This is a genomic window from Alkalihalobacillus pseudalcaliphilus, assembly GCF_028610675.1.
GTDB classification, from domain to species: domain Bacteria; phylum Bacillota; class Bacilli; order Bacillales; family Bacillaceae_D; genus Alkalihalobacillus; species Alkalihalobacillus pseudalcaliphilus.
The window spans coordinates 891,458-910,498 of sequence record NZ_JAQQWS010000001.1 but is presented as its reverse complement, the minus strand read 5'-3'; the positions used below and the strand labels follow the sequence as shown (position 1 = coordinate 910,498).

The 19,041-nt window shown below is 37.4% G+C and carries 19 protein-coding genes; 15 read left to right on the top strand and 4 right to left on the bottom strand.

Going from position 1 to position 19,041, the window contains the following annotated elements; all coding sequences use genetic code 11:
* The first annotated feature begins 60 nt into the window (after positions 1 to 60).
* The 7 genes from PQ479_RS04450 to PQ479_RS04420 all read left to right on the top strand — a co-directional run bounded on the left by PQ479_RS04450 (position 61) and on the right by PQ479_RS04420 (position 7,481).
* Positions 61 to 888, top strand: coding sequence for a pyruvate, water dikinase regulatory protein (locus PQ479_RS04450; protein WP_047988840.1), 828 nt, complete (start codon positions 61 to 63; stop codon positions 886 to 888).
* A gap of 298 nt (positions 889 to 1,186) precedes the next feature.
* The gene (locus tag PQ479_RS04445; protein WP_047988841.1) at positions 1,187 to 1,669 is read left to right on the top strand and encodes a YaiI/YqxD family protein; all 483 of its coding nucleotides are present in this window, start codon (positions 1,187 to 1,189) and stop codon (positions 1,667 to 1,669) included.
* A gap of 25 nt (positions 1,670 to 1,694) precedes the next feature.
* Positions 1,695 to 3,512, top strand: coding sequence for a DNA primase (gene dnaG / locus PQ479_RS04440; RefSeq protein ID WP_047988842.1), 1,818 nt, complete (start codon positions 1,695 to 1,697; stop codon positions 3,510 to 3,512).
* A gap of 40 nt (positions 3,513 to 3,552) precedes the next feature.
* Entirely contained in the window at positions 3,553 to 4,671 is a 1,119-nt protein-coding gene (rpoD, locus tag PQ479_RS04435) for an RNA polymerase sigma factor RpoD (protein ID WP_047988843.1), read from the top strand.
* 499 nt (positions 4,672 to 5,170) lie between these two features.
* Entirely contained in the window at positions 5,171 to 5,545 is a 375-nt protein-coding gene (gene cccA, locus PQ479_RS04430) for a cytochrome c550 (protein WP_047988844.1), read from the top strand.
* A gap of 110 nt (positions 5,546 to 5,655) precedes the next feature.
* Positions 5,656 to 6,360 (top strand): tRNA (adenine(22)-N(1))-methyltransferase, encoded by a 705-nt coding sequence (locus tag PQ479_RS04425; protein ID WP_047988845.1) that lies wholly within the window; start codon positions 5,656 to 5,658, stop codon positions 6,358 to 6,360.
* Positions 6,360 to 7,481, top strand: a complete 1,122-nt coding sequence (locus PQ479_RS04420) for a Nif3-like dinuclear metal center hexameric protein (RefSeq protein ID WP_047988846.1) — start codon at positions 6,360 to 6,362, stop codon at positions 7,479 to 7,481. The genes PQ479_RS04425 and PQ479_RS04420 overlap by 1 nt, the downstream gene beginning before the upstream one ends.
* Positions 7,482 to 7,530: 49 nt before the next feature.
* Here the strand turns inward: PQ479_RS04420 and PQ479_RS04415 are convergent, their stop codons facing one another.
* From PQ479_RS04415 to vrrA, 3 genes are all read right to left on the bottom strand, one after another.
* Positions 7,531 to 8,475: a 4-hydroxy-3-methylbut-2-enyl diphosphate reductase gene (locus PQ479_RS04415; protein ID WP_047988847.1), complete on the bottom strand. Its 945-nt coding sequence runs from the start codon at positions 8,473 to 8,475 to the stop codon at positions 7,531 to 7,533.
* Between the two features lie 415 nt (positions 8,476 to 8,890).
* On the bottom strand, positions 8,891 to 9,382 hold the full coding sequence (locus PQ479_RS04410) for a CarD family transcriptional regulator (protein ID WP_047988848.1): 492 nt from the start codon (positions 9,380 to 9,382) through the stop codon (positions 8,891 to 8,893).
* Between the two features lie 108 nt (positions 9,383 to 9,490).
* Positions 9,491 to 10,072, bottom strand: coding sequence for a VrrA/YqfQ family protein (vrrA, locus tag PQ479_RS04405; protein ID WP_047988849.1), 582 nt, complete (start codon positions 10,070 to 10,072; stop codon positions 9,491 to 9,493).
* Between the two features lie 245 nt (positions 10,073 to 10,317).
* Between vrrA and PQ479_RS04400 the strand changes: the two genes are divergently transcribed.
* Entirely contained in the window at positions 10,318 to 11,676 is a 1,359-nt protein-coding gene (locus PQ479_RS04400) for a DEAD/DEAH box helicase (protein ID WP_047988850.1), read from the top strand.
* A 24-nt stretch (positions 11,677 to 11,700) separates the two neighbouring features.
* Positions 11,701 to 12,594: a deoxyribonuclease IV gene (locus PQ479_RS04395; RefSeq protein WP_047988851.1), complete on the top strand. Its 894-nt coding sequence runs from the start codon at positions 11,701 to 11,703 to the stop codon at positions 12,592 to 12,594.
* 92 nt (positions 12,595 to 12,686) lie between these two features.
* Here the strand turns inward: PQ479_RS04395 and PQ479_RS04390 are convergent, their stop codons facing one another.
* Entirely contained in the window at positions 12,687 to 12,950 is a 264-nt protein-coding gene (locus PQ479_RS04390) for a DUF2624 domain-containing protein (protein WP_047988852.1), read from the bottom strand.
* A 176-nt stretch (positions 12,951 to 13,126) separates the two neighbouring features.
* On the opposite strand from PQ479_RS04390, the gene PQ479_RS04385 reads away from it, so the two are divergent.
* The 6 genes from PQ479_RS04385 to PQ479_RS04360 all read left to right on the top strand — a co-directional run bounded on the left by PQ479_RS04385 (position 13,127) and on the right by PQ479_RS04360 (position 18,845).
* Positions 13,127 to 14,254, top strand: coding sequence for a two-component system sensor histidine kinase NtrB (locus PQ479_RS04385; RefSeq protein ID WP_047988853.1), 1,128 nt, complete (start codon positions 13,127 to 13,129; stop codon positions 14,252 to 14,254).
* Positions 14,255 to 14,515: 261 nt separating this feature from the next.
* Positions 14,516 to 15,217 (top strand): lytic transglycosylase domain-containing protein, encoded by a 702-nt coding sequence (locus tag PQ479_RS04380; RefSeq protein WP_047988854.1) that lies wholly within the window; start codon positions 14,516 to 14,518, stop codon positions 15,215 to 15,217.
* Positions 15,218 to 15,448: 231 nt separating this feature from the next.
* Positions 15,449 to 16,225, top strand: a complete 777-nt coding sequence (locus tag PQ479_RS04375) for a metal ABC transporter ATP-binding protein (protein ID WP_047988855.1) — start codon at positions 15,449 to 15,451, stop codon at positions 16,223 to 16,225.
* 3 nt (positions 16,226 to 16,228) lie between these two features.
* Complete coding sequence (locus PQ479_RS04370) at positions 16,229 to 17,095, top strand: metal ABC transporter permease (protein ID WP_047988856.1); 867 nt, start codon at positions 16,229 to 16,231, stop codon at positions 17,093 to 17,095.
* Between the two features lie 454 nt (positions 17,096 to 17,549).
* Positions 17,550 to 18,389 carry a metal ABC transporter permease gene (locus tag PQ479_RS04365; RefSeq protein ID WP_047988857.1) on the top strand — a complete coding sequence of 280 codons (840 nt, stop codon included), beginning with the start codon at positions 17,550 to 17,552 and terminating at the stop codon, positions 18,387 to 18,389.
* A gap of 33 nt (positions 18,390 to 18,422) precedes the next feature.
* The gene (locus PQ479_RS04360; RefSeq protein WP_047988858.1) at positions 18,423 to 18,845 is read left to right on the top strand and encodes a Fur family transcriptional regulator; all 423 of its coding nucleotides are present in this window, start codon (positions 18,423 to 18,425) and stop codon (positions 18,843 to 18,845) included.
* Positions 18,846 to 19,041: the final 196 nt, after the last annotated feature.

Genomic DNA, 19,041 nt, shown 5'->3' with positions numbered 1-19,041 from the left:
GGAGTTTGTGCAAACCTTTCTGTTCTCTTTTGTAATTATTCCAATGATGGTGGTGAAATCATGACCGAGAAGGGAAAGAAACAATCTGTCGTTTATATTGTCTCTGACTCCGTAGGGGAAACGGCTGAACTAGTTGTTAAAGCAGCGGCAAGTCAATTCCGTGATGCTGGTTTAGAATTAAGAAGAGTCCCTTATGTGGAAGATAAACAAACCATTGCAGAAATTGTACGATTGGCAGCTGATGCCGATGCGTTGATTGCCTTTACGTTAGTCGTGCCAGAAATTAAAACATATTTACTTGATGAAGCACAGAAGGTCGGGGTCGAAACGGTAGATATCATTGGTCCTATGCTTAGTCAAATTAGTCATCTTGTGAAGACGAAGCCAAGATATGAACCTGGCCTTATTTATCGACTAGATGAAGACTATTTCCGAAAAGTTGAAGCGATCGAGTTTGCTGTTAAATATGATGACGGTCGTGATGCAAGAGGGGTAGTCAGAGCAGACATTGTTTTAGTAGGGGTTTCAAGAACTTCGAAAACACCGTTATCTCAATATTTGGCTCATAAGCGTTTAAAAGTGGCCAACGTCCCGTTAGTTCCAGAAGTGAAACCGCCGGATGAACTATTTAAAGTGTCCGCTAGTAAATGCATCGGGCTTACTATTAGTCCAGAAAAGCTCATAGACATTAGAGCAGAGAGATTAAAGGCTCTTGGTTTACAAGCAGAAGCGGCGTATGCTAATATCGATCGAATAAAAGAAGAGCTGAAGTATGCAGAAAAAATTATGGAACGGATTGGATGTCCAGTTATTGACGTCTCCAATAAGGCCGTAGAAGAAACTGCTAATCAAATATATAGTATGTTTCAAAAGAGACGATATAGTTAATAATTCCAGATGTCTGATAAGTTAATACTTTTTACTAGTCTTTTCTACAATTTATGCGTATAATAAGAAATTGTGTTGCTATTTTTTTATGACAATAATCAGGAATATTTTCGAAAAGAACAAATAAATTTAAAAAGTCAAGGTTTTTTATCAAATTTTTGGTAATGATAGTAAAAGAAATACGGATTTGACCGTTTATTTTTACTGTTCATGTAGAAGTACTAGACCTTCGACAAAAATCAACGTAATTCTTTTTCGGAATAGCAGGAAAAACGAAGGAGATGTTGAATTATTTATTATGGAGAATTTCGACAAGCACATTTATGTTGATGCCGATTCATGTCCCGTTAAAAATGAAGTGATAAGAGTAGCGGAAAAGCTGGATATACCTGTTGTTTTTGTGTCCTCTTATGCACATGAGCTCACCCTACCATCTTTTGTGAAAAAGGTAACCGTGGACGCTGACAAGGAGGCGGTAGATTTATACATTATTAACCACATCCATATAGGTGATATTTGTGTAACTCAAGACCACGCATTAGCCTCGTTACTTTTAGCAAAAGGAGTTTTTGCTTTATCTCCTAAAGGCTATGAATTTAAAGAGGAAATGATTCAGCAGCTTTTAGATTACCGTTTTTTTTCTCAAAAAGTACGAAGAATGGGAGGTAGGACAAAAGGCCCTAAAGCCTTTACGAAGGCGGATCGACAAAATTTCACGTATTCCTTAGAGAAAATCATAAAAAATAGCAGGAATATAAAAGAAAATAGCGAAAAAATATAAGACTTACAATGAATTGGTGATGACGATGGTCAATGGTCGAATTCCTGAAGAGGTCGTCGAGCAAATTCGACAAAGCTCGGATATAGTTGAGGTCATTAGTGATTTTGTTCAATTGAAGAAGCAAGGGAAGCAATACACAGGACTTTGCCCTTTTCATGGAGAGAATACACCATCTTTTTCGGTTTCTCCAGACAAACAGCTATACCATTGCTTCGGATGTGGGGCTAGTGGAAATGTTTTCTCTTTCTTAATGAACCATGAGAATTATTCCTTTTTAGAGACTGTACAAAAATTAGCAGAGCGTTCTAGAATTGAGCTCCCAGAAAATGTTCAGTCAACAGATGTGGTTAAGAATCAGCCTTATCAGGTTATGCTTGATGGACATGAGCTAGCAGCTAAATTGTATCATCACATATTACTGCTCACTAAAGAAGGGAAAAAGGGGTTAGAATACGCCACAGATATTCGAGGTTTTACGAAAGAGCAAATTGAGCATTTTCAGATTGGCGTTGTGCCTGACCGCTGGGATACATTAGTGACCGTTTTTAACAAGCGAAACCTTGCTCTTAACCAAATGGTCATAGGTGGATTGTTAGGTACACAAGAATCAAGTGGAGATTATTATGACCGGTTCCGAAATCGATTAATGTTTCCAATATGGAATGCTCAAGGGAAGGTCGTTGGCTTTAATGGAAGAAGTTTAGGTGAGGATAAGCCCAAATATCTCAATAGCCCAGAGACTCCTATATTCCATAAGGGTCAGACACTATATGCATTTCATCTAGCTAGAAGTGAGATTAGAAAATCGAATACTGCGATCCTTTTTGAAGGAGCCGTCGATGTAATCGCGGCATGGGGGGCCGGTATTCAACACTCGATTGCTACGCTTGGAACAGCCTTATCGCAGGAACAAGCAAAACGTATAAGACGAAATGCTGAAATGGTGACCATTTGTTATGATTCAGATAAAGCTGGAATTGAAGCGGCTTTCAAAGCGTCTCAAATCCTAGAAGAAGTTGGATGTAACGTAAAAGTCGCTTTAATGCCAAATGGTTTAGATCCCGATGACTACATCAAAAAATTTGGAGCTGAACGCTTTAAAAATGACGTATTAGGGGCAAGCTTAACAGTAATGGCATTTAAAATGCACTATCTACGAAAAGGTCGGAATTTACAGGATGAGTCCGAACGATTGCAATATATCGATTTGGTTTTATCAGAAATTGCGAACCTCCCACGTGCAATTGAACGCGATCATTATTTAAGGCAAGTGGCAGAAGAGTTTTCTTTATCATTAGATGCTCTTAAGCAAGAACAATATCGTCTTTACCGTGAAGGCAAAAAACAAACGACTCCAGTCCATGCGAAGACTGAGCAAGGTGTTAAGTTAGAGAAAAGAAACTTTGAGCAAAAGAAACTATTCCCTGCTTATCATAATGCCGAACGCCTATTACTTTCTCATATGATTAGAAATGAAGAGATTGCAGAAAAAGTACAAGAGCGAATTGGTGGGCACTTTAATGTAGATGAACACCACGCGATTGCTGCTTATCTATATGCTTTTTATGGTGAAGGACTTGAACCAAACCCAGGTGCATTTATTCAAAAGATAAGTGATGGACGAATTCAACGACTTGCATCCGAAATAGCGATGCTAAAAATCGATGAAGATTGTTCAGAACAAGTAATTGAAGATTATATTAAACAGATTGAAAACTATCCAAAATGGGTAGAGATTCATAAAAAGCAACTAGAACTAAAACATGAACAAGACCCACTAGTTTTTGCAAAACTACAAATGGAAATTATTAAGATGAAAAGAGAGCTACAATCTTCATCTTAAAAAAGAAGCATCGTTTTGAACAATGGAAGGAGGGGATCGAATGGCAGATAAACCATTACGTCCGTTAGCGGAGGGTGAGTTGTCGATCGATCAAGTGAAAGAACAATTGGTGGAGCTAGGGAAAAAGAGAGGTTCGCTTAATTATGTAGAAATTACAGATAAGTTAGCTAGCTTTGACCAGGATTCTGACCAAATGGATGAATTTTTTGAATACCTTGGAGAGCAAGGCGTTGAAATTATTAATGAAGGTGAAGATGGACCTTCCATTCAACAGGTTGCTAAAGAAGATGAAGAGTTTGACCTTAATGACTTAAGCGTGCCACCTGGAATTAAAATAAATGATCCAGTTCGTATGTATTTGAAGGAAATTGGTCGTGTACCACTATTATCTGCTGATGAAGAGATAGAGCTTGCTAAACGTATCGAGCAAGGTGATGAAGAAGCGAAGAAACGTCTTGCAGAAGCAAATCTACGTCTTGTTGTATCCATCGCCAAAAGATATGTTGGCCGTGGTATGTTATTCCTAGACCTCATTCAAGAGGGAAATATGGGTTTAATTAAAGCTGTAGAGAAATTCGACTATGATAAAGGTTTCAAATTCAGTACGTATGCAACGTGGTGGATTCGTCAGGCCATCACACGTGCTATTGCTGACCAAGCCCGTACTATTCGTATACCCGTTCATATGGTTGAAACAATTAATAAGTTAATCCGTGTTCAGCGTCAACTTTTACAAGATTTTGGTCGTGAACCAACTCCTGAAGAAGTTGCTGAAGAAATGGAATTAACACCAGAAAAGGTACGAGAGATATTAAAAATTGCTCAAGAACCCGTTTCGCTTGAAACACCAATTGGAGAAGAAGATGACTCTCATTTAGGTGATTTCATTGAAGACCAAGATGCTTTAGCTCCATCTGATGCAGCTGCTTATGAGTTATTAAAGGAACAGCTTGAAGATGTATTAGATACACTAACCGACCGTGAAGAAAACGTATTACGTCTTCGTTTTGGATTAGATGACGGCCGTACTCGTACGTTAGAAGAAGTCGGAAAAGTATTTGGTGTAACGAGAGAGCGTATCCGCCAAATTGAAGCAAAGGCTCTGAGAAAACTACGTCACCCAAGCCGAAGCAAGCGTTTAAAAGATTTCCTAGAATAATCAAACAGGACTTTCTCTTATGAGAAGGTCTTTTTTTTGATATTCCGTTCCTCTTTCCATTTATTTTACTGTTAATTCTTTACTAATGCAAATTAATCTAGAAGAATTTTTAATAATTTAACAAAAAATTCTGATTTAATCAGAGCAAGTTAAGCAAATTCAAAGCAAAAAAACTTGAAATCAAGCAAAGCACCTCGAAAGAATTAAGCAGAATAGAAAGGCAATTGAATGGCAAATGCTAGCTGGAGTGGAGATGAGTCTCTAAAAAAGAGCTAGGAAGCCCGAGCAAAGCAACTAGTAGTATTTTCGATGAAAATTAGGGTATGCTATAAATAATTGTCAATATTCTATTTTTAAAAAGATTGACAAAAAACGCAAATAATAACGAATGGCTTTTCTTTAATGCTTTTTTCAAGTACAATAAGAGGGGTATTTCTTGGCAATCTACATAAGATGTCAAAATTATGAATGATGTTTATTGGCAAAGGAGGGTGACAACATGAGAGGAAGACCTTTAATTCCATTCGCGGTTATTGCGATTGTTGGTCTCTTATTGATCACAGTGCTTTCATTCGTTGGTTTAAATCAACGTGATGCAATGCAAGAAGACGAAGATGGTAATGGTGGAGAAGAAGTAACTGAATTTGATGATCCAGTAGCTGCTGGAGAAGAAATGGCTCAACAAAGCTGTATCGGCTGTCACGGTGGTGACTTATCAGGAGCTGGTTCAAATCCTGATTTAACAAACCTAGATTTGACACATGATGAAGTAGTTGATGTTATTTTAAATGGACAAGGTGCAATGCCATCTATGACAGATAATGAAGTAGAAGCGGACGCTATTGCCCAATATATTATGACCTTAAACGAATAATGGAAAAAACGAGAGTGTTGATAACTCTCGTTTTTTTTTGCTTTTTCTTGCTTGAAATTAGGAGAGTCGGTAAAATGAGAAGAGACTTTAATGAAAGAGTAGGTTAGAAAATGAATGAATATAAATTATCTGAACGTTTACTAAAAGTGGCGCAATTTGTCCCAAAAAGCACAAAGGTTGCCGATATAGGCTCCGATCATGCTTATTTACCGAGCTATTTAACAGTCAGGGATACTACGCTTTTGGCGATTGCAGGTGAGATAAATGAGGGACCTTATCAAAGTGCAAAGAAACAAATAGAGCGCTTAGGACTATCTAATAGAATTCAAGTACGCAAAGGAAGCGGACTAGCTGTTATTGAAGATTCTGATCAGGTTGATGTTATTACAATCGCTGGAATGGGAGGTGCTTTAATCACGTCAATCTTAGAAGAGGGCAAAGGTAAGCTAGGGCATGTAAAAAGATTGATTTTACAACCGAATGTAGGGGCTATATTTATTCGTGATTGGTTATTAGCGAATCACTGGTCTCTTATCGATGAAGTAATCATAGAAGAAGACGAAAAGATCTATGAAGTGCTAGTGGCTGAAAAAGGACATGACCTTATTTATGACGAAAATCGTGATGCGAAGCTATTACTTGGGCCATTCTTAATGAAAGAAGCTTCTTTAACATTTATTAAAAAGTGGACCAATGAGCAAAAGCACTGGACACAAATTTTACATCGGTTAGAACAAGCAAATGAGAGTGAAGATAATCAGAAAAAGAAAGCCGAGTTAAAGAAAAAGATTCAAATGGTACAGGAGGTAATCTGATGGCTACATATATACATGCCGCACATCTTGTGCAATTATTTGAACAATGGGCTCCGAAGTCGATCGCTGTTGAGGGTGACAAAAACGGCTTAATGATTGGTACATTAAACAAACGAATTAAAAAGGTAATGGTTACCCTTGATGTATTAGAGAATGTCATGGATGAGGCGATAGCTGAGAACGTTGATTTTATATTTGCCCATCATCCATTGTTATTTAGACCGTTAAAAAAGATTGATATTAACACAGCACATGGAAGGATTGTGGAAAAAGCAATCAAGCATGACATAACCATTTATGCTGCACACACTAACCTTGACATCGCCGAGGGAGGTGTCAATGATATGATGGCAGAAGCCCTACAACTGAAGGATTTGGAGGTTTTGGCACCTACACAAAGTCACGAACTAATAAAAGTAGCTGTCTTCGTTCCGGAATCTCATGCTGACCAGGTACGTAATGCCCTTTCAGATGCAGGAGCAGGTCATATTGGGGCATATAGTCACTGTACATTCAATACAAACGGAACAGGAACATTTAAGCCTGAACAAGGTACAAATCCTTACATAGGCAGTATCAATGAATTAGAACGTGTATCTGAAGTGAAGATTGAGACGATTCTTCCGGCATCTCTGACAAAAAAAGTCATACAAGCGATTTATCGCTCGCATCCTTATGAAGAACCAGCTTTTGATTTATATCCTCTTAAAAACAAGGGGAAAGAAATCGGATTAGGCAGAATGGGTGTATTGAAAGAAGAGATGTCTTTAGCCGCTTTTACTGAATATGTGAAGCAAGTATTTGATGTAGAAGGAGCACGAGTGGTAGGTGACTTACAAGGTCGTGTTAAAAAAGTGGCTGTTCTTGGAGGGGACGGAAATAAATATTTACAGACAGCCTTATTTAAAGGTGCTGATGTTATAGTGACTGGAGATGTTTATTACCATATGGCTCATGATGTGATGATGGAAGGCTTAAAGATCGTAGATCCAGGCCATAATGTTGAAAAAGTGATGATTCAAGGTGTTAAAAAGGTATTTGACCAATTCATGAATGAGCAAAAAGTAGATACGGAAGTCATAGCCTCTAAAGAAAGGACAGATCCATTTCAATTTAGGTAAAGGCACAAAAATAAGAAGCTGGGTCCCTGAGGGGCACAGCTTCTCTTTTTTATTTCTTAACACGTACTTTAGGTAAAATCTTTTCTAACTTGATGGTTGATTCATTTTGCCAAGTAGCCTCATTAGCAGGATCAAAGGCTTCTAAATATTTAATAACTTCACGCGTAATCGGTGTAGGTGTAGAGGCACCAGAAGTGACACCGACTGTTTCAACGCCTTCTAACCATTCAACCTTTAACTCGCTTAAATCCCCAATTCGATAAGCACGAGTGCCGGCGATTTGCTCTGAAACTTGTGCTAAACGGTTGGAGTTATTACTTTTCGGATCGCCAACGACAATGACAAGGTCACACTCTTTAGCTTGCTCAGCTACGGCTTCTTGTCTAACTTGTGTTGCCATGCAAATTTCATTATGAATTTGGGCGTGAGGATAACGCTTCATCGCTTTTTTCATAATGTCTGAAACATCCCACTGACTCATCGTTGTCTGATTGGTAATAATTAATTTCTCAGACTGAATGTTAAGTGCGTCGACATCTTCTAAGGATTCAACAAGGTGAACGGCATCAGGAGCAACACCGATAGCTCCTTCTGGCTCAGGATGACCCTTTTTGCCGACATAAAGAACATGGTAGCCTTCTTTCGTTTTTTCACGAATTAAGTCATGTGTTCTTGTCACATCAGGACATGTTGCATCCACAACAGTTAAACCTTTTTCTTGGGCTATCTTTCTAACTTCCGGCGAAACACCATGTGCGGTAAAGATAACGGTTCCTTTCTCAACTTGTTGCATAATCTCTAGTCGATTCGGTCCGTCTAAAGAAATGATTCCATCTTGCTCAAAAGCATCCGTAACATGCTGATTGTGTACAATCATTCCTAAAATATAAATAGGTCGTGGTAAATCTAAATTCTGTGCTGCCTGTCGAGCTAGCACCATCGCATCTACAACCCCATAACAATATCCACGGGGAGAAATTTTCAATACATTCATGACATGCCTCCTAAAATAAGAGCTCTTGTTCATTGATTTTTGTAGAACAAGATTTGTCTAGTTCGCCCTATATTATAATAGAGTTTGGTTCATGTGACAATGAATAAGTCTCATCCTTGAGCAAACAAACCGTCCGAATCCCCTTAAAAAGTGGAAAGGTATCATTCATTCAGTCAGAGTTTTGGAGTTGGGTGTATTTTAATCATGTAGGGACGTGTACTAGTTGAAATATGACAAAAAATATTAACATGGTGGAATAGAATCACAAAGCTTGGGGTGTTATACAAAACATAAAGCTTCCATCACAGATGGACTAAAAATATAACTAAGACTCTAAGTTCAATTAATAGGCAAACAAAAAGACACAATCAAAAGATAGTGTCTTCAAAATTTTGTATAAAAATTTGCCTATTTCCTAGAGGCTTTCATCAATTAAAGAACTGTCGATAAACTCATATGCTTGTTCTTCTGTCATATCATTCATCAGAACTAATTCACTTGCAATCATTTGTTTCGCTTTTTGTAAGTGATTACGATCTTGAATATGAAGACCATTAGAACGTTCGGTTTGTTTCTTAGAAAGAGAAGATATTAAATGAGCGGCATCGATAATACTACCCGATTTCAATAAATTTTCTGTGTCACGAGAGAAATGGCTTGTTGATGGAGGGCTATCTGGACCATTTTGTAAGGCTTCAATTAACTCTTCAAGCTCTGCTTGATCAATAACCTTACGTAACCCCGATTGTTCAATCCTATTTTCTGGTAGCATAAGCTTCACATCAACTAATGGGAAATGGAGAATAAAATACGAATGAGTTTCACCTAAAACATTCTTTTCTTCAATGTTCTCAATAGTTCCTGCTCCATGATAAGGATAAACAACATGATCACCGACTTTAAACATAGGCATTCCTCCAATTCCTGTAATATTCTTAGTATAACATAAAAAAATACAAAATAAAAATTTTACTATTTTGCTAAAGAAGTGTCAACAAAAAAATTACTGGAATTCTTATACATATAGCTTTGGTAACGGGATTCCAGCTTTCGTTGTATCACTATAGCGATGGGTGGAATCTGTTAGAACTTCAGAATTGACCGTATTTGTGTCGGCAGGATCTAGGTCTGACGGTTGCTCTGCAATGGTAGAAGGGACAATTTCTGATTCGGAAAGGGGATTTACTCCGTTGTTATCCATATTAAAGGCATTGGGGTCAAATTGATTTGCCATTTGACTTAGATCGTCATCACTTGAACGCATGATGCGCCACATAGTTGGTAAGTTACGAATTATCGGTCCGTATTGTCGGACCATGGGCATTACTTGTTGGGTCAAACCTAAAATTCGTTGAGAGTTATCTATTATCGTCGAGAATTTCAGGGAGCTACCTGCCGCTTTCGTTAACCCTGATGTGCCAACATTACCTCCACCAAGTCCCCCAAATAAGCGGGAGAGCAATCCACCTTGCCGGGCTGCACCTTGAGTCGCTGCAGCTAAGCCATAAGGTGCAGACCCACCCATAAACGGTGCACCACCCATTGCATTTGGGAGCATCATGGGAGCTTGCATCGGCATTTGCATAAATGGAGACATTGGGAATGCTCCTTGTAAGGGCATAGAGGTTAACGGCGGGCCGAAAAATCTGTCCATAAATTTATTCACCTCATTAGTTTATGCGAGTAATTCTATTATTATTAGTATGTAATCTACTTTAGATAGGTGCTTATCCAGAAATAGAAGGTAAATGTACCGAATCCAAGAACTTTATTCGCTTTTTAGGTTATAATTATGATAAAATAATCTATTGCAAAGCCAAACGGATGAAAGTAGGAAAAATAATGAGTATGAATAATTTTAAAAGGTTCGATTTAAAGCCTTATTTAATGGACGCTTTAAATGAGCAAAGAATTACAATGCCAACAGAAATTCAGGAGCGCTTAATTCCTGCGATTAGAAATAAACGTGATGTAATGGGACAGTCACAAACGGGAACTGGAAAAACATTTGCTTTTCTACTACCGATTCTTGATATGATTGATGAATCAAAGGATGAATTACAAGTCATCCTTACAGCACCAACTAGAGAGTTAGCGAGTCAATTATTTGAAGAAGTAAAAAAATTGATTGAACATGCCCCGGAGGAGAACGCGGTAAAAGCCAAATTACTTGTTGGAGGGACTGATAAGCTTCGTGCGATTGAATCTTTAAAGCAAGCTCCTCATATTGTTGTGGGGACACCGGGTCGGATTCGTGATCTTGTAAATGAACAAGCACTTCAAGTGTATACAGCTACAACATTAATTGTTGATGAAGCCGATCAAATGTTAGACATGGGCTTTATTGAAGATGTCGATTATGTCGCGGCGAGAATGGCTCCAGAATTACAAATGCTTGTTTTTTCAGCTACAATTCCTGAGAAGTTAAAACCATTTTTAAATAAATATATGGATAATCCTAAACATGTGCAGGTTGAACCAAAACATGTGACAGCATCTACAATTGAGCATCGTCTTGTAGCTTTAAGACACCGCGATAAATTAGATTTTGTCGCAGATTTAGCCTCTTCTCTGAATCCATATTTTGCGATTATTTTTGCAAGTACAAAGGAGGAAGCGGATGAGGTAACCAAGGCTCTTATCTCTAAGGGCCTCAATGTTGGTTGTTTACATGGCGGCTTAAAGCCAAGAGAGCGCAAACAAGTCATGCGCCAAGTAATCGAGCTTAAGTTTCAATTTTTAGTGGCTACAGATTTAGCAGCTAGGGGTATTGATATAAAGGGTGTTAGTCATATTATCAATTATTCATTACCGAATGATTTAGATTTTTATATCCATCGTGTCGGCAGAACTGGACGAGCTGGTGCAGACGGTATTGCTTATACCATTTATGATTTATCTGACCAACAAAAAGTAGAAAAATTAATTCAAAAAGGCATTACCTTCACTTATTATGATTTTAAAAATGGCGATTGGAAGCAATTAGATAAACCACCGATTGGTATGCCGGGTAAACGAGTGAACAAACGACAACCGGAAAAAACAAAGACTGAACCAAAAAGAAAGCAAGACGTAGCAAATACGGGCGGTAAAGCAAAAGCCAAGCCTAAAAAGGTGAAACCTGCTTATAAAAAGAAAGCACGATTTAAACAAGCTAAAGAAGAACAGCGTCAAAGAAGAGTCAAAAATAAAAAGAAGTAAATGTTGATAAAGGGGAGAGGAACGATGACTTTAAAGTTAGGCTCACATGTTTCCATGAATGGTAAAAAAATGTTACTTGGAGCAAGTGAAGAAGCGTTATCATATGGAGCAAATACTTTTATGATCTATACAGGGGCTCCTCAAAATACAAGAAGAAAACCGATAGAAGAGTTAAATATTGAAGCCGGTTTTGCACATATGAAGGAAAACGGTATGACGGATATTGTTGTCCATGCTCCTTATATTATCAATATAGGTAATTCGGTGAAACCAGAAACGTTTGAGCTCGGTGTCAATTTTCTTCGTTCTGAAATAGAAAGAACAGAAGCACTAGGATCCAGACAAATTGTTCTACACCCAGGTGCACATGTGCAAGCTGGAACGGACGCAGGAATTGCGAAGATTATTGAGGGTTTAAATGAGGTATTAACTGAGGATGGACCTGTTCAAATTGCATTAGAGACAATGGCTGGTAAAGGATCAGAATGTGGGAGAAGCTTTGAAGAGCTTGCTCGTATATTTGATGGGGTCAAAAGAAATGATCGTTTATCTGTTTGTTTTGATACTTGTCATACACATGATGCTGGGTATGATGTTAGAGGAGATTTTGACCAAGTCTTAAATCAATTTGACAAAACAATCGGTATTGATCGCTTGAAAGTGCTGCATATTAATGACAGTAAAAATGTTCAAGGAGCGGCTAAGGACCGACATGAAAATATTGGTTTTGGTCATATCGGTTTTGAAGCTCTTCATAAAATTGTCCATCATCCACAGTTAACCGAAGTACCGAAAATCTTAGAAACACCTTTTGTAGGTGAAGATAAGAAAAACAAGCTAGCACCATATAAATTTGAAATCGAGATGTTGCGTAGCGGAACTTTTGATGAAAACTTCCGAGAAAAGATGTTCCAATAAAACAGATGGATTATAAACAAATTAAAAGATACCGTTGTCTATCATTGACAGTGGTATCTTTTGATTTGTGGTTTAACATATCTTTAGGGTAACTAGAGGTATTTATTAAATTGCTGCATGAGCTGTTGAACAACACTTGCAACATGTGGGTCAACTTCAGTTTGCAAACGATGCAAAATGCGATGGATTTGCTCTGTATTCGCCACATTTATTTTTTCTGAATGGACAATGTGTAAGACATGTTCAGCCTGTTGTTGGGTAATGGGAATTTGATGCTGCTGTGCCAATTGAAGTAAATCTGAAGTTGTTAATGAATTAACTTTATGATTAACGAGCTGCTGCATAATCGGATTCATGTACAAAAAGCCTCCTCGTTGAAAAAAGATAATTAAGTATATGCAAATAAATAAAAATAAGAATAAAAAAAGGAAATCATTCCATTTATCGCGAATATCTGAAATGAGTGAAATGAAAACAAGAACGGTGTAGGTAGTTAAATCTTGGAGTAGAGATAAAGGGAGAGGCTTCATTTATGGATAACCAAAGGGTGAATAGTCAATTTGTCCCTAAGGACACAAGAAGAATGACGATTGAACCAACGAGTGATCAATATCCTTTTCCTCCTGCTGAGCTTTGGGAAATGGACCAAACAAATGATTTGAAATATATCGAAGAACTTGAAATTGCTTATATCAAAGTTGATACTCATTATCATGTAAAGAAATGGAACCAGCTTTTTTTAGATATTGTGGATATCACAAAATCTGAACTCATTTATGAACGGCTTAACACTTTAGCAGATCAATCTTTTTTAATGGAACGTATGTATGATTTATTAAACCAATCTCTCCAATCAAAGAGGGTGGAAGTCAATCACTATGAGGATAAAGAGACCATTCTCCATTTAAGAGCCTTACCAAATGAAGATTTATCGGCCGTATATATATTAGTAGAAGATCGATCTATTCAAAAGCAATTTGAGAACTTATTAACCTTTCATCACCAAATGGAAGCTGTTTCCCATATTGCTGCAGGTGTTGCACATGAATTGCGAAACCCATTATCGGTCATTAAAGGTTTTTTTCAATTAGCTCAATTAACCAATGAATACCAAAAATATTATGATACAATTCTTGCTGAATTAAATCGTATGAATGCCATCATTGAAGATTTTTTATCAGTATCACGAAGAAAGATGGAGCGGAAATTACAGTCGCCCGTTGAAATTTTACAATCGCTTGTTGAAATTATGAAGGCTGAATGCCTTTTACACAATGTTGAATTTTCAATGCACCTGAAGGAAACGGCTCTACAAATTAATGTGAATGAATCGATCATCAAACAGATTATGCTCAATCTGTTAAGGAATTCGATAGAAGCGTTTGGTAAATCAAATGATAAAAGAGAATTTGAGGTGAATACAGAAATAAATCGTGATCATTATGTTGTTTTCATTCGTGATAACGGAAAAGGGATGCCGAAAGAGGTGCTTCAGCAGTTAGGGAAGCCGTTCTTTACAACAAAAGCGCAAGGCACAGGCATTGGAATTCCTTTGTGTAAAAAGATGATTGAAGACCATGGTGGCACGTTTAAAATTGAAAGTACGTTTAACGTAGGAACAACGGTTATTTTGTCGGTTCCGTTATTTGAAGCTAATTGAATAAGCGTCTAGAATTGGTATATTCGCCTAAAAAATTGTATGATTTATCCAAGTAATATATAAATTTCTAGTGGAATAAGGTAATTATGGAGTATACAAGAGTAAATAAGAGTAATTTCAAGAATGAACTTGAATAGAAAGTTATATAAAGCTTTTTTTAGCGAGGTTGGATCAATAACCTTTCATATTAAGGTTGTAGAAAAGCGCTATATTCGTTAAGCTGTAACAGCTATATTAATGTTCTCTTAACGGAGGGATAAAATGAAAAAGCTCATATGGATTAGTGGCAGTGTGCTAGTGTGCCTATTAGTTGGAATTTTTGCTGTGCAAAATAAACAGCTTCAAAATAAATTGGTGGTAGCAGAAGAGAGAAATGAAGAACTTAAAATTGAGCGCGAAATGGCGGAAATGAAAAGTTATTTTGAAACGAAACCTATTGATTCCGAAATCGTGCTTAATTATGCATCGTGGGTGCAATCTAAGCAATTAGCGGAACAGCTATATAAAGATAGTAATGGCTTGTTTCAAAAAGAGTGGGGCCTTTTTCTAGGTGAATTAGCTCAGAAAAAGAATATTGACCCATATATTGTTTATGAACTTCTCAGAACGGAAACTGGAAATACGTTTGACCCTTCGCTGGTTGGTCCTGAAACAAAATACGGTCATGCTTATGGAATGGCTCAATTTATGAAAAATACGGCACCGTGGATTGCGGATATGGCTGGACTTGAATATCAAGATGAACTACTGTTTGATCCGCTTTATTCCATTCAGCTATCAATTGAATATTTAAGTTTTCTTATTGACAGATATGACGATTGGGATCATGCTTTAACAGCTTACCATCGAGGGATGTATGGTTTAGAAGCTTACATTGAGGAAAACGGTCATGCGGAGAGTGTCTATGCTGTAGAAATTCAAGATAATGCTAACCAATTTGAACAAATCGTTTTTAAAGATTAATAAATGTTTATGGTCAGTCACGATGAGGGGGAACCTTGTTGTGGCTTTTTCTTTGTGTGAAAGTGTACTTAGGATCGATAGTTTGTGCCTTGAAGTTAGCTGGTTGTTTGTGGGTAGCTAGAAATACGGTGGGAAAAAAACATTGGAATTACATGAGATATGCTTTATAATAGATTCAGCTTATAAATCGTAATGATTCTTAAATGAAGAGAAGAATTTGGAGGCTGACTTATGTCACAGTTACTAGAAGAACATATTGCTCCGATTGAAGTGGATGGATTGACCTTTCGGTATGGTCATCAAAATGTTCTTGAAAATATATCTATTAAAGTTGAAAAAGGTTCTTTCTTGGGTTTGGTTGGCCCAAATGGTTCAGGGAAGTCAACTTTAATTAAATTAGTATTAGGATTATTAAAAACAGATGTTGGCACTATTCGTTTGTTTGGGAAAGATTTAGTCAAATTTCATGAGTGGGATAAAATTGGATTCGTGTCACAAAAAGCAAATAGTTTTAATAGTGGTTTTCCAGCAACCGTTTTTGAGGTTGTTTCGATGGGGCTATTTGGTAAAATTGGCCTGTTTCGTTTCTTTAATAAAAAGCATAAGGAAAAAGTAATTGAAGCGATTAAAAGTGTAGGCATGGAAGATTATATGTATAAAAATATCGGGCAGCTTTCAGGTGGTCAGCAACAACGTGTCTTTATTGCTCGTGCGCTTGTAAGTGAGCCTGAGTTATTAATTTTGGATGAGCCTACTGTCGGGGTAGATACACAAAGTGTGCAGCAATTTTATTCGATGTTGAAAAAATTGAATAAAGTTAAAGAAATTACCTTGCTACTTGTTACGCATGACATTGGTGCAATGACGGATTATGTGACAGATGTAGCGTGTTTAAATAAGACCTTGCACTTCCATGGTCATTCTGATGAATTTATGGCGGATCCAGACCTTTCGAAAATGTATGGACATGATGTCCACTTGATTACACATAATCACGGAGGGCATTAAGGTATGATTGAAGCTTTTTTACGATATGATTTTTTACAAAATGCACTATGGGTTGGCATCATGGTTGGTTTCTTAGCACCGATTCTTGGTGTGTTTTTGGTTGTCAGACGCTTATCACTGATAGCGGATGCTTTATCTCATATTACCTTATCAGGAATTGCATTTAGCTTGTTGTTAGGGAAATCTATTCCTTTTTTTTCAATGCTTAATCCTTTGTATATAGGGATGGTGTTTTCTGTAGGAGGAGCATTGTTAATAGAGCGATTAAGAAATTCCTTCCGACATTATCAGGAAGTCGCCATTCCCATTATTTTATCAGGTGGAATAGGTCTTGGTGTTTTATTTATTTCGTTAGCTGATGGTTTCAATAATGATTTATTTAATTATCTGTTTGGTAGTGTGATGGCCGTAAGCCGTTCTGATGTTTGGACGATTTTATTCATTACTCTAGTAGTTAGCTTTGTTTTAGTTGTGTTTTATAAAGAGTTCTTTTTTCTAAGTTTTGATGAGGAACAAGCTACCGTAAGTGGCTTAAATAGACGTTTTTTTCATATTCTTTTTATCGTAATGGTCGCCTTAGTAATAGCGGCATCTATGCGTGTGGTAGGGATTTTACTTGTATCATCATTAATGACTCTTCCCGTTGCAGCAGCGATTCGTTTTGCTCGTGGTTTTAAGCAAATGTTTATCTATTCAGTCCTATTCTCACAAATATCAGTGTTAAGTGGCCTTATGGCGGCTTTTCAGCTAGATATAGCTCCTGGTGGAACAATTGTACTAATAGCTGTAATCATCTTTATAGGTGCTGTATCATTTGAAAAAATTAAACATGGAAAAGTTGTACATCGCTTTATCGGACGAGCTGGTTAACAAGTTAGTAGGAGTCTGCACAGGACGACAAGGAGAAGAATCGAACTTTATTCAAAGACGCTAGCATCAAAGCTATTTCCGGTGTATCCTCCAAAAAAGAACACATCGATTAGCACAGGCCAAGAGAATGTCTGGGAGCATAAAGATGTATCCTTTAATTGGTGGTTTTTCATTCACTTTGTTCTTGTTCTTTTTCATATTTGTTGTAAGAATGATGTTGAACTTGAGAATGAACAGTGACACAGCGGACGAAAATATGAGGAGACTCCCGCGGGACGTAGTGGCGGGCTGAGATCCACTGGCGTGTGCCAGTTAGCTCAGCGCCACCCCGCAGGACGCGGAGCATATTTTTCGGTAGCGGCGAGCAACGCACCATGTTCGCACTTACTTTCATACAAAAAACTAGGCAAATTAAGAATATATTGTTATGATCAAAAAACTAGGAGTTATTAAAATGGAATGGTTAAATGAATTGAATTTTATTGAAAGAGGTGTGTTAGCTGGAATTATAATTGCCTTAATCGCACCGATAATTGGTTCGTTTTTACTAGTGAGGCGAGTTTCGATCATTTCAGAATCACTATCTCATATTACATTAACAGGAATCTCAGCAGGGGTGTTGCTAAGTAGCTTGTCTATTTGGAACCTTGAGGTTAATCCTTTATACATGGGTGTTGCATTTGCCTTAATTGGTTCACTTTTAATCGAAAAGTTAAGACAAGTGTATCCGCATTTTCAAGAACTAGCCATTCCTATTATTTTGTCTGCAGGTATTGGTTTAAGTGCGGTATTTATTAGTATTTCTAACAGTAGTACACAAGAATGGTACGCTTATTTATTTGGAAGTATTGTTAGTGTAACGGTAGAGGATTTACAATTTATTATGATTGCGGCACTTATCATTATTATAATTGTCATCGTTTTTTATAAAGAATTCATTTCGATCGCTTTTGATATAGAGCATGCCAAAGTTTCCGGGGTATCTGTGAAGCTTAGCAATTTTGTTTTCTCTTTTTTAGTGGCCTTAGTTATATCTTTATCGATGAAGGTTGTAGGTATCTTACTTGTTGGGGCTCTTATGGTTATACCAGTGGCAGCCAGTATCCAGCTTTCTAGAAGCTTCAAACATCTGTTATTTTTCAGTGTCGCATTTAGTATGATAGCTGTTTTAGCAGGTATCTATTTTTCTTATCATTTTCAGCTTGCACCAGGAGGGACTATTGTGGTGGCGGCTTTGTTGATATTATTTGCAGTTCTTTTCACAACGAAGAAATGGAGTAAGGTAAAAGTCTAATGATACATCCATATCGCACGGGAGGAATTTGAAATGGACATCAAAGAAGCAATGATTCGATTAAAGGAAAGTGGTTATAAGCATACGGGCAAACGTGAAGAAATGTTAAAGCTTTTCTCGGATGAAAAAAGATACATCTCGGCAAAAGAGGTATTAGAAGCAATGAACGATGAATACCCTGGTTTGAGCTTTGATACGATTTATCGAAATTTATCATTGTTTACGGATTTAGATATTTTAGAAACAACTGAACTTGAAGGGGAGAAGAGGTTTCGTTTTCGCTGCTCTACCGATCACCATCACCATCATTTAATCTGTCTAGATTGTGGCAAAACGGCCCATATCCAAACGTGTCCTATGGAAGGTTTACAAATTGAATCGCAAGTGCAGTTTTCAGATTTTGAGGTAACTGGACATAAATTCGAAATATATGGAAAATGTGGCCAGTGTCAATGATGAAAGTAGAATGGACTTTGCTCATTATATGTTCTTAAGAGGAGCACATAGCTAGCGGGCAAGTCATGGTGGAGACTCCCGTGGGAAATAGTGTAAGAGTTGAGAAGCAGTGGTGTAGTGGATTAGCTCAGCGCCAAGTGATTGTCTCGGAGCATGATTATCGGTAGTGGGATTAACGCTCCGCAAATGAGCTTTA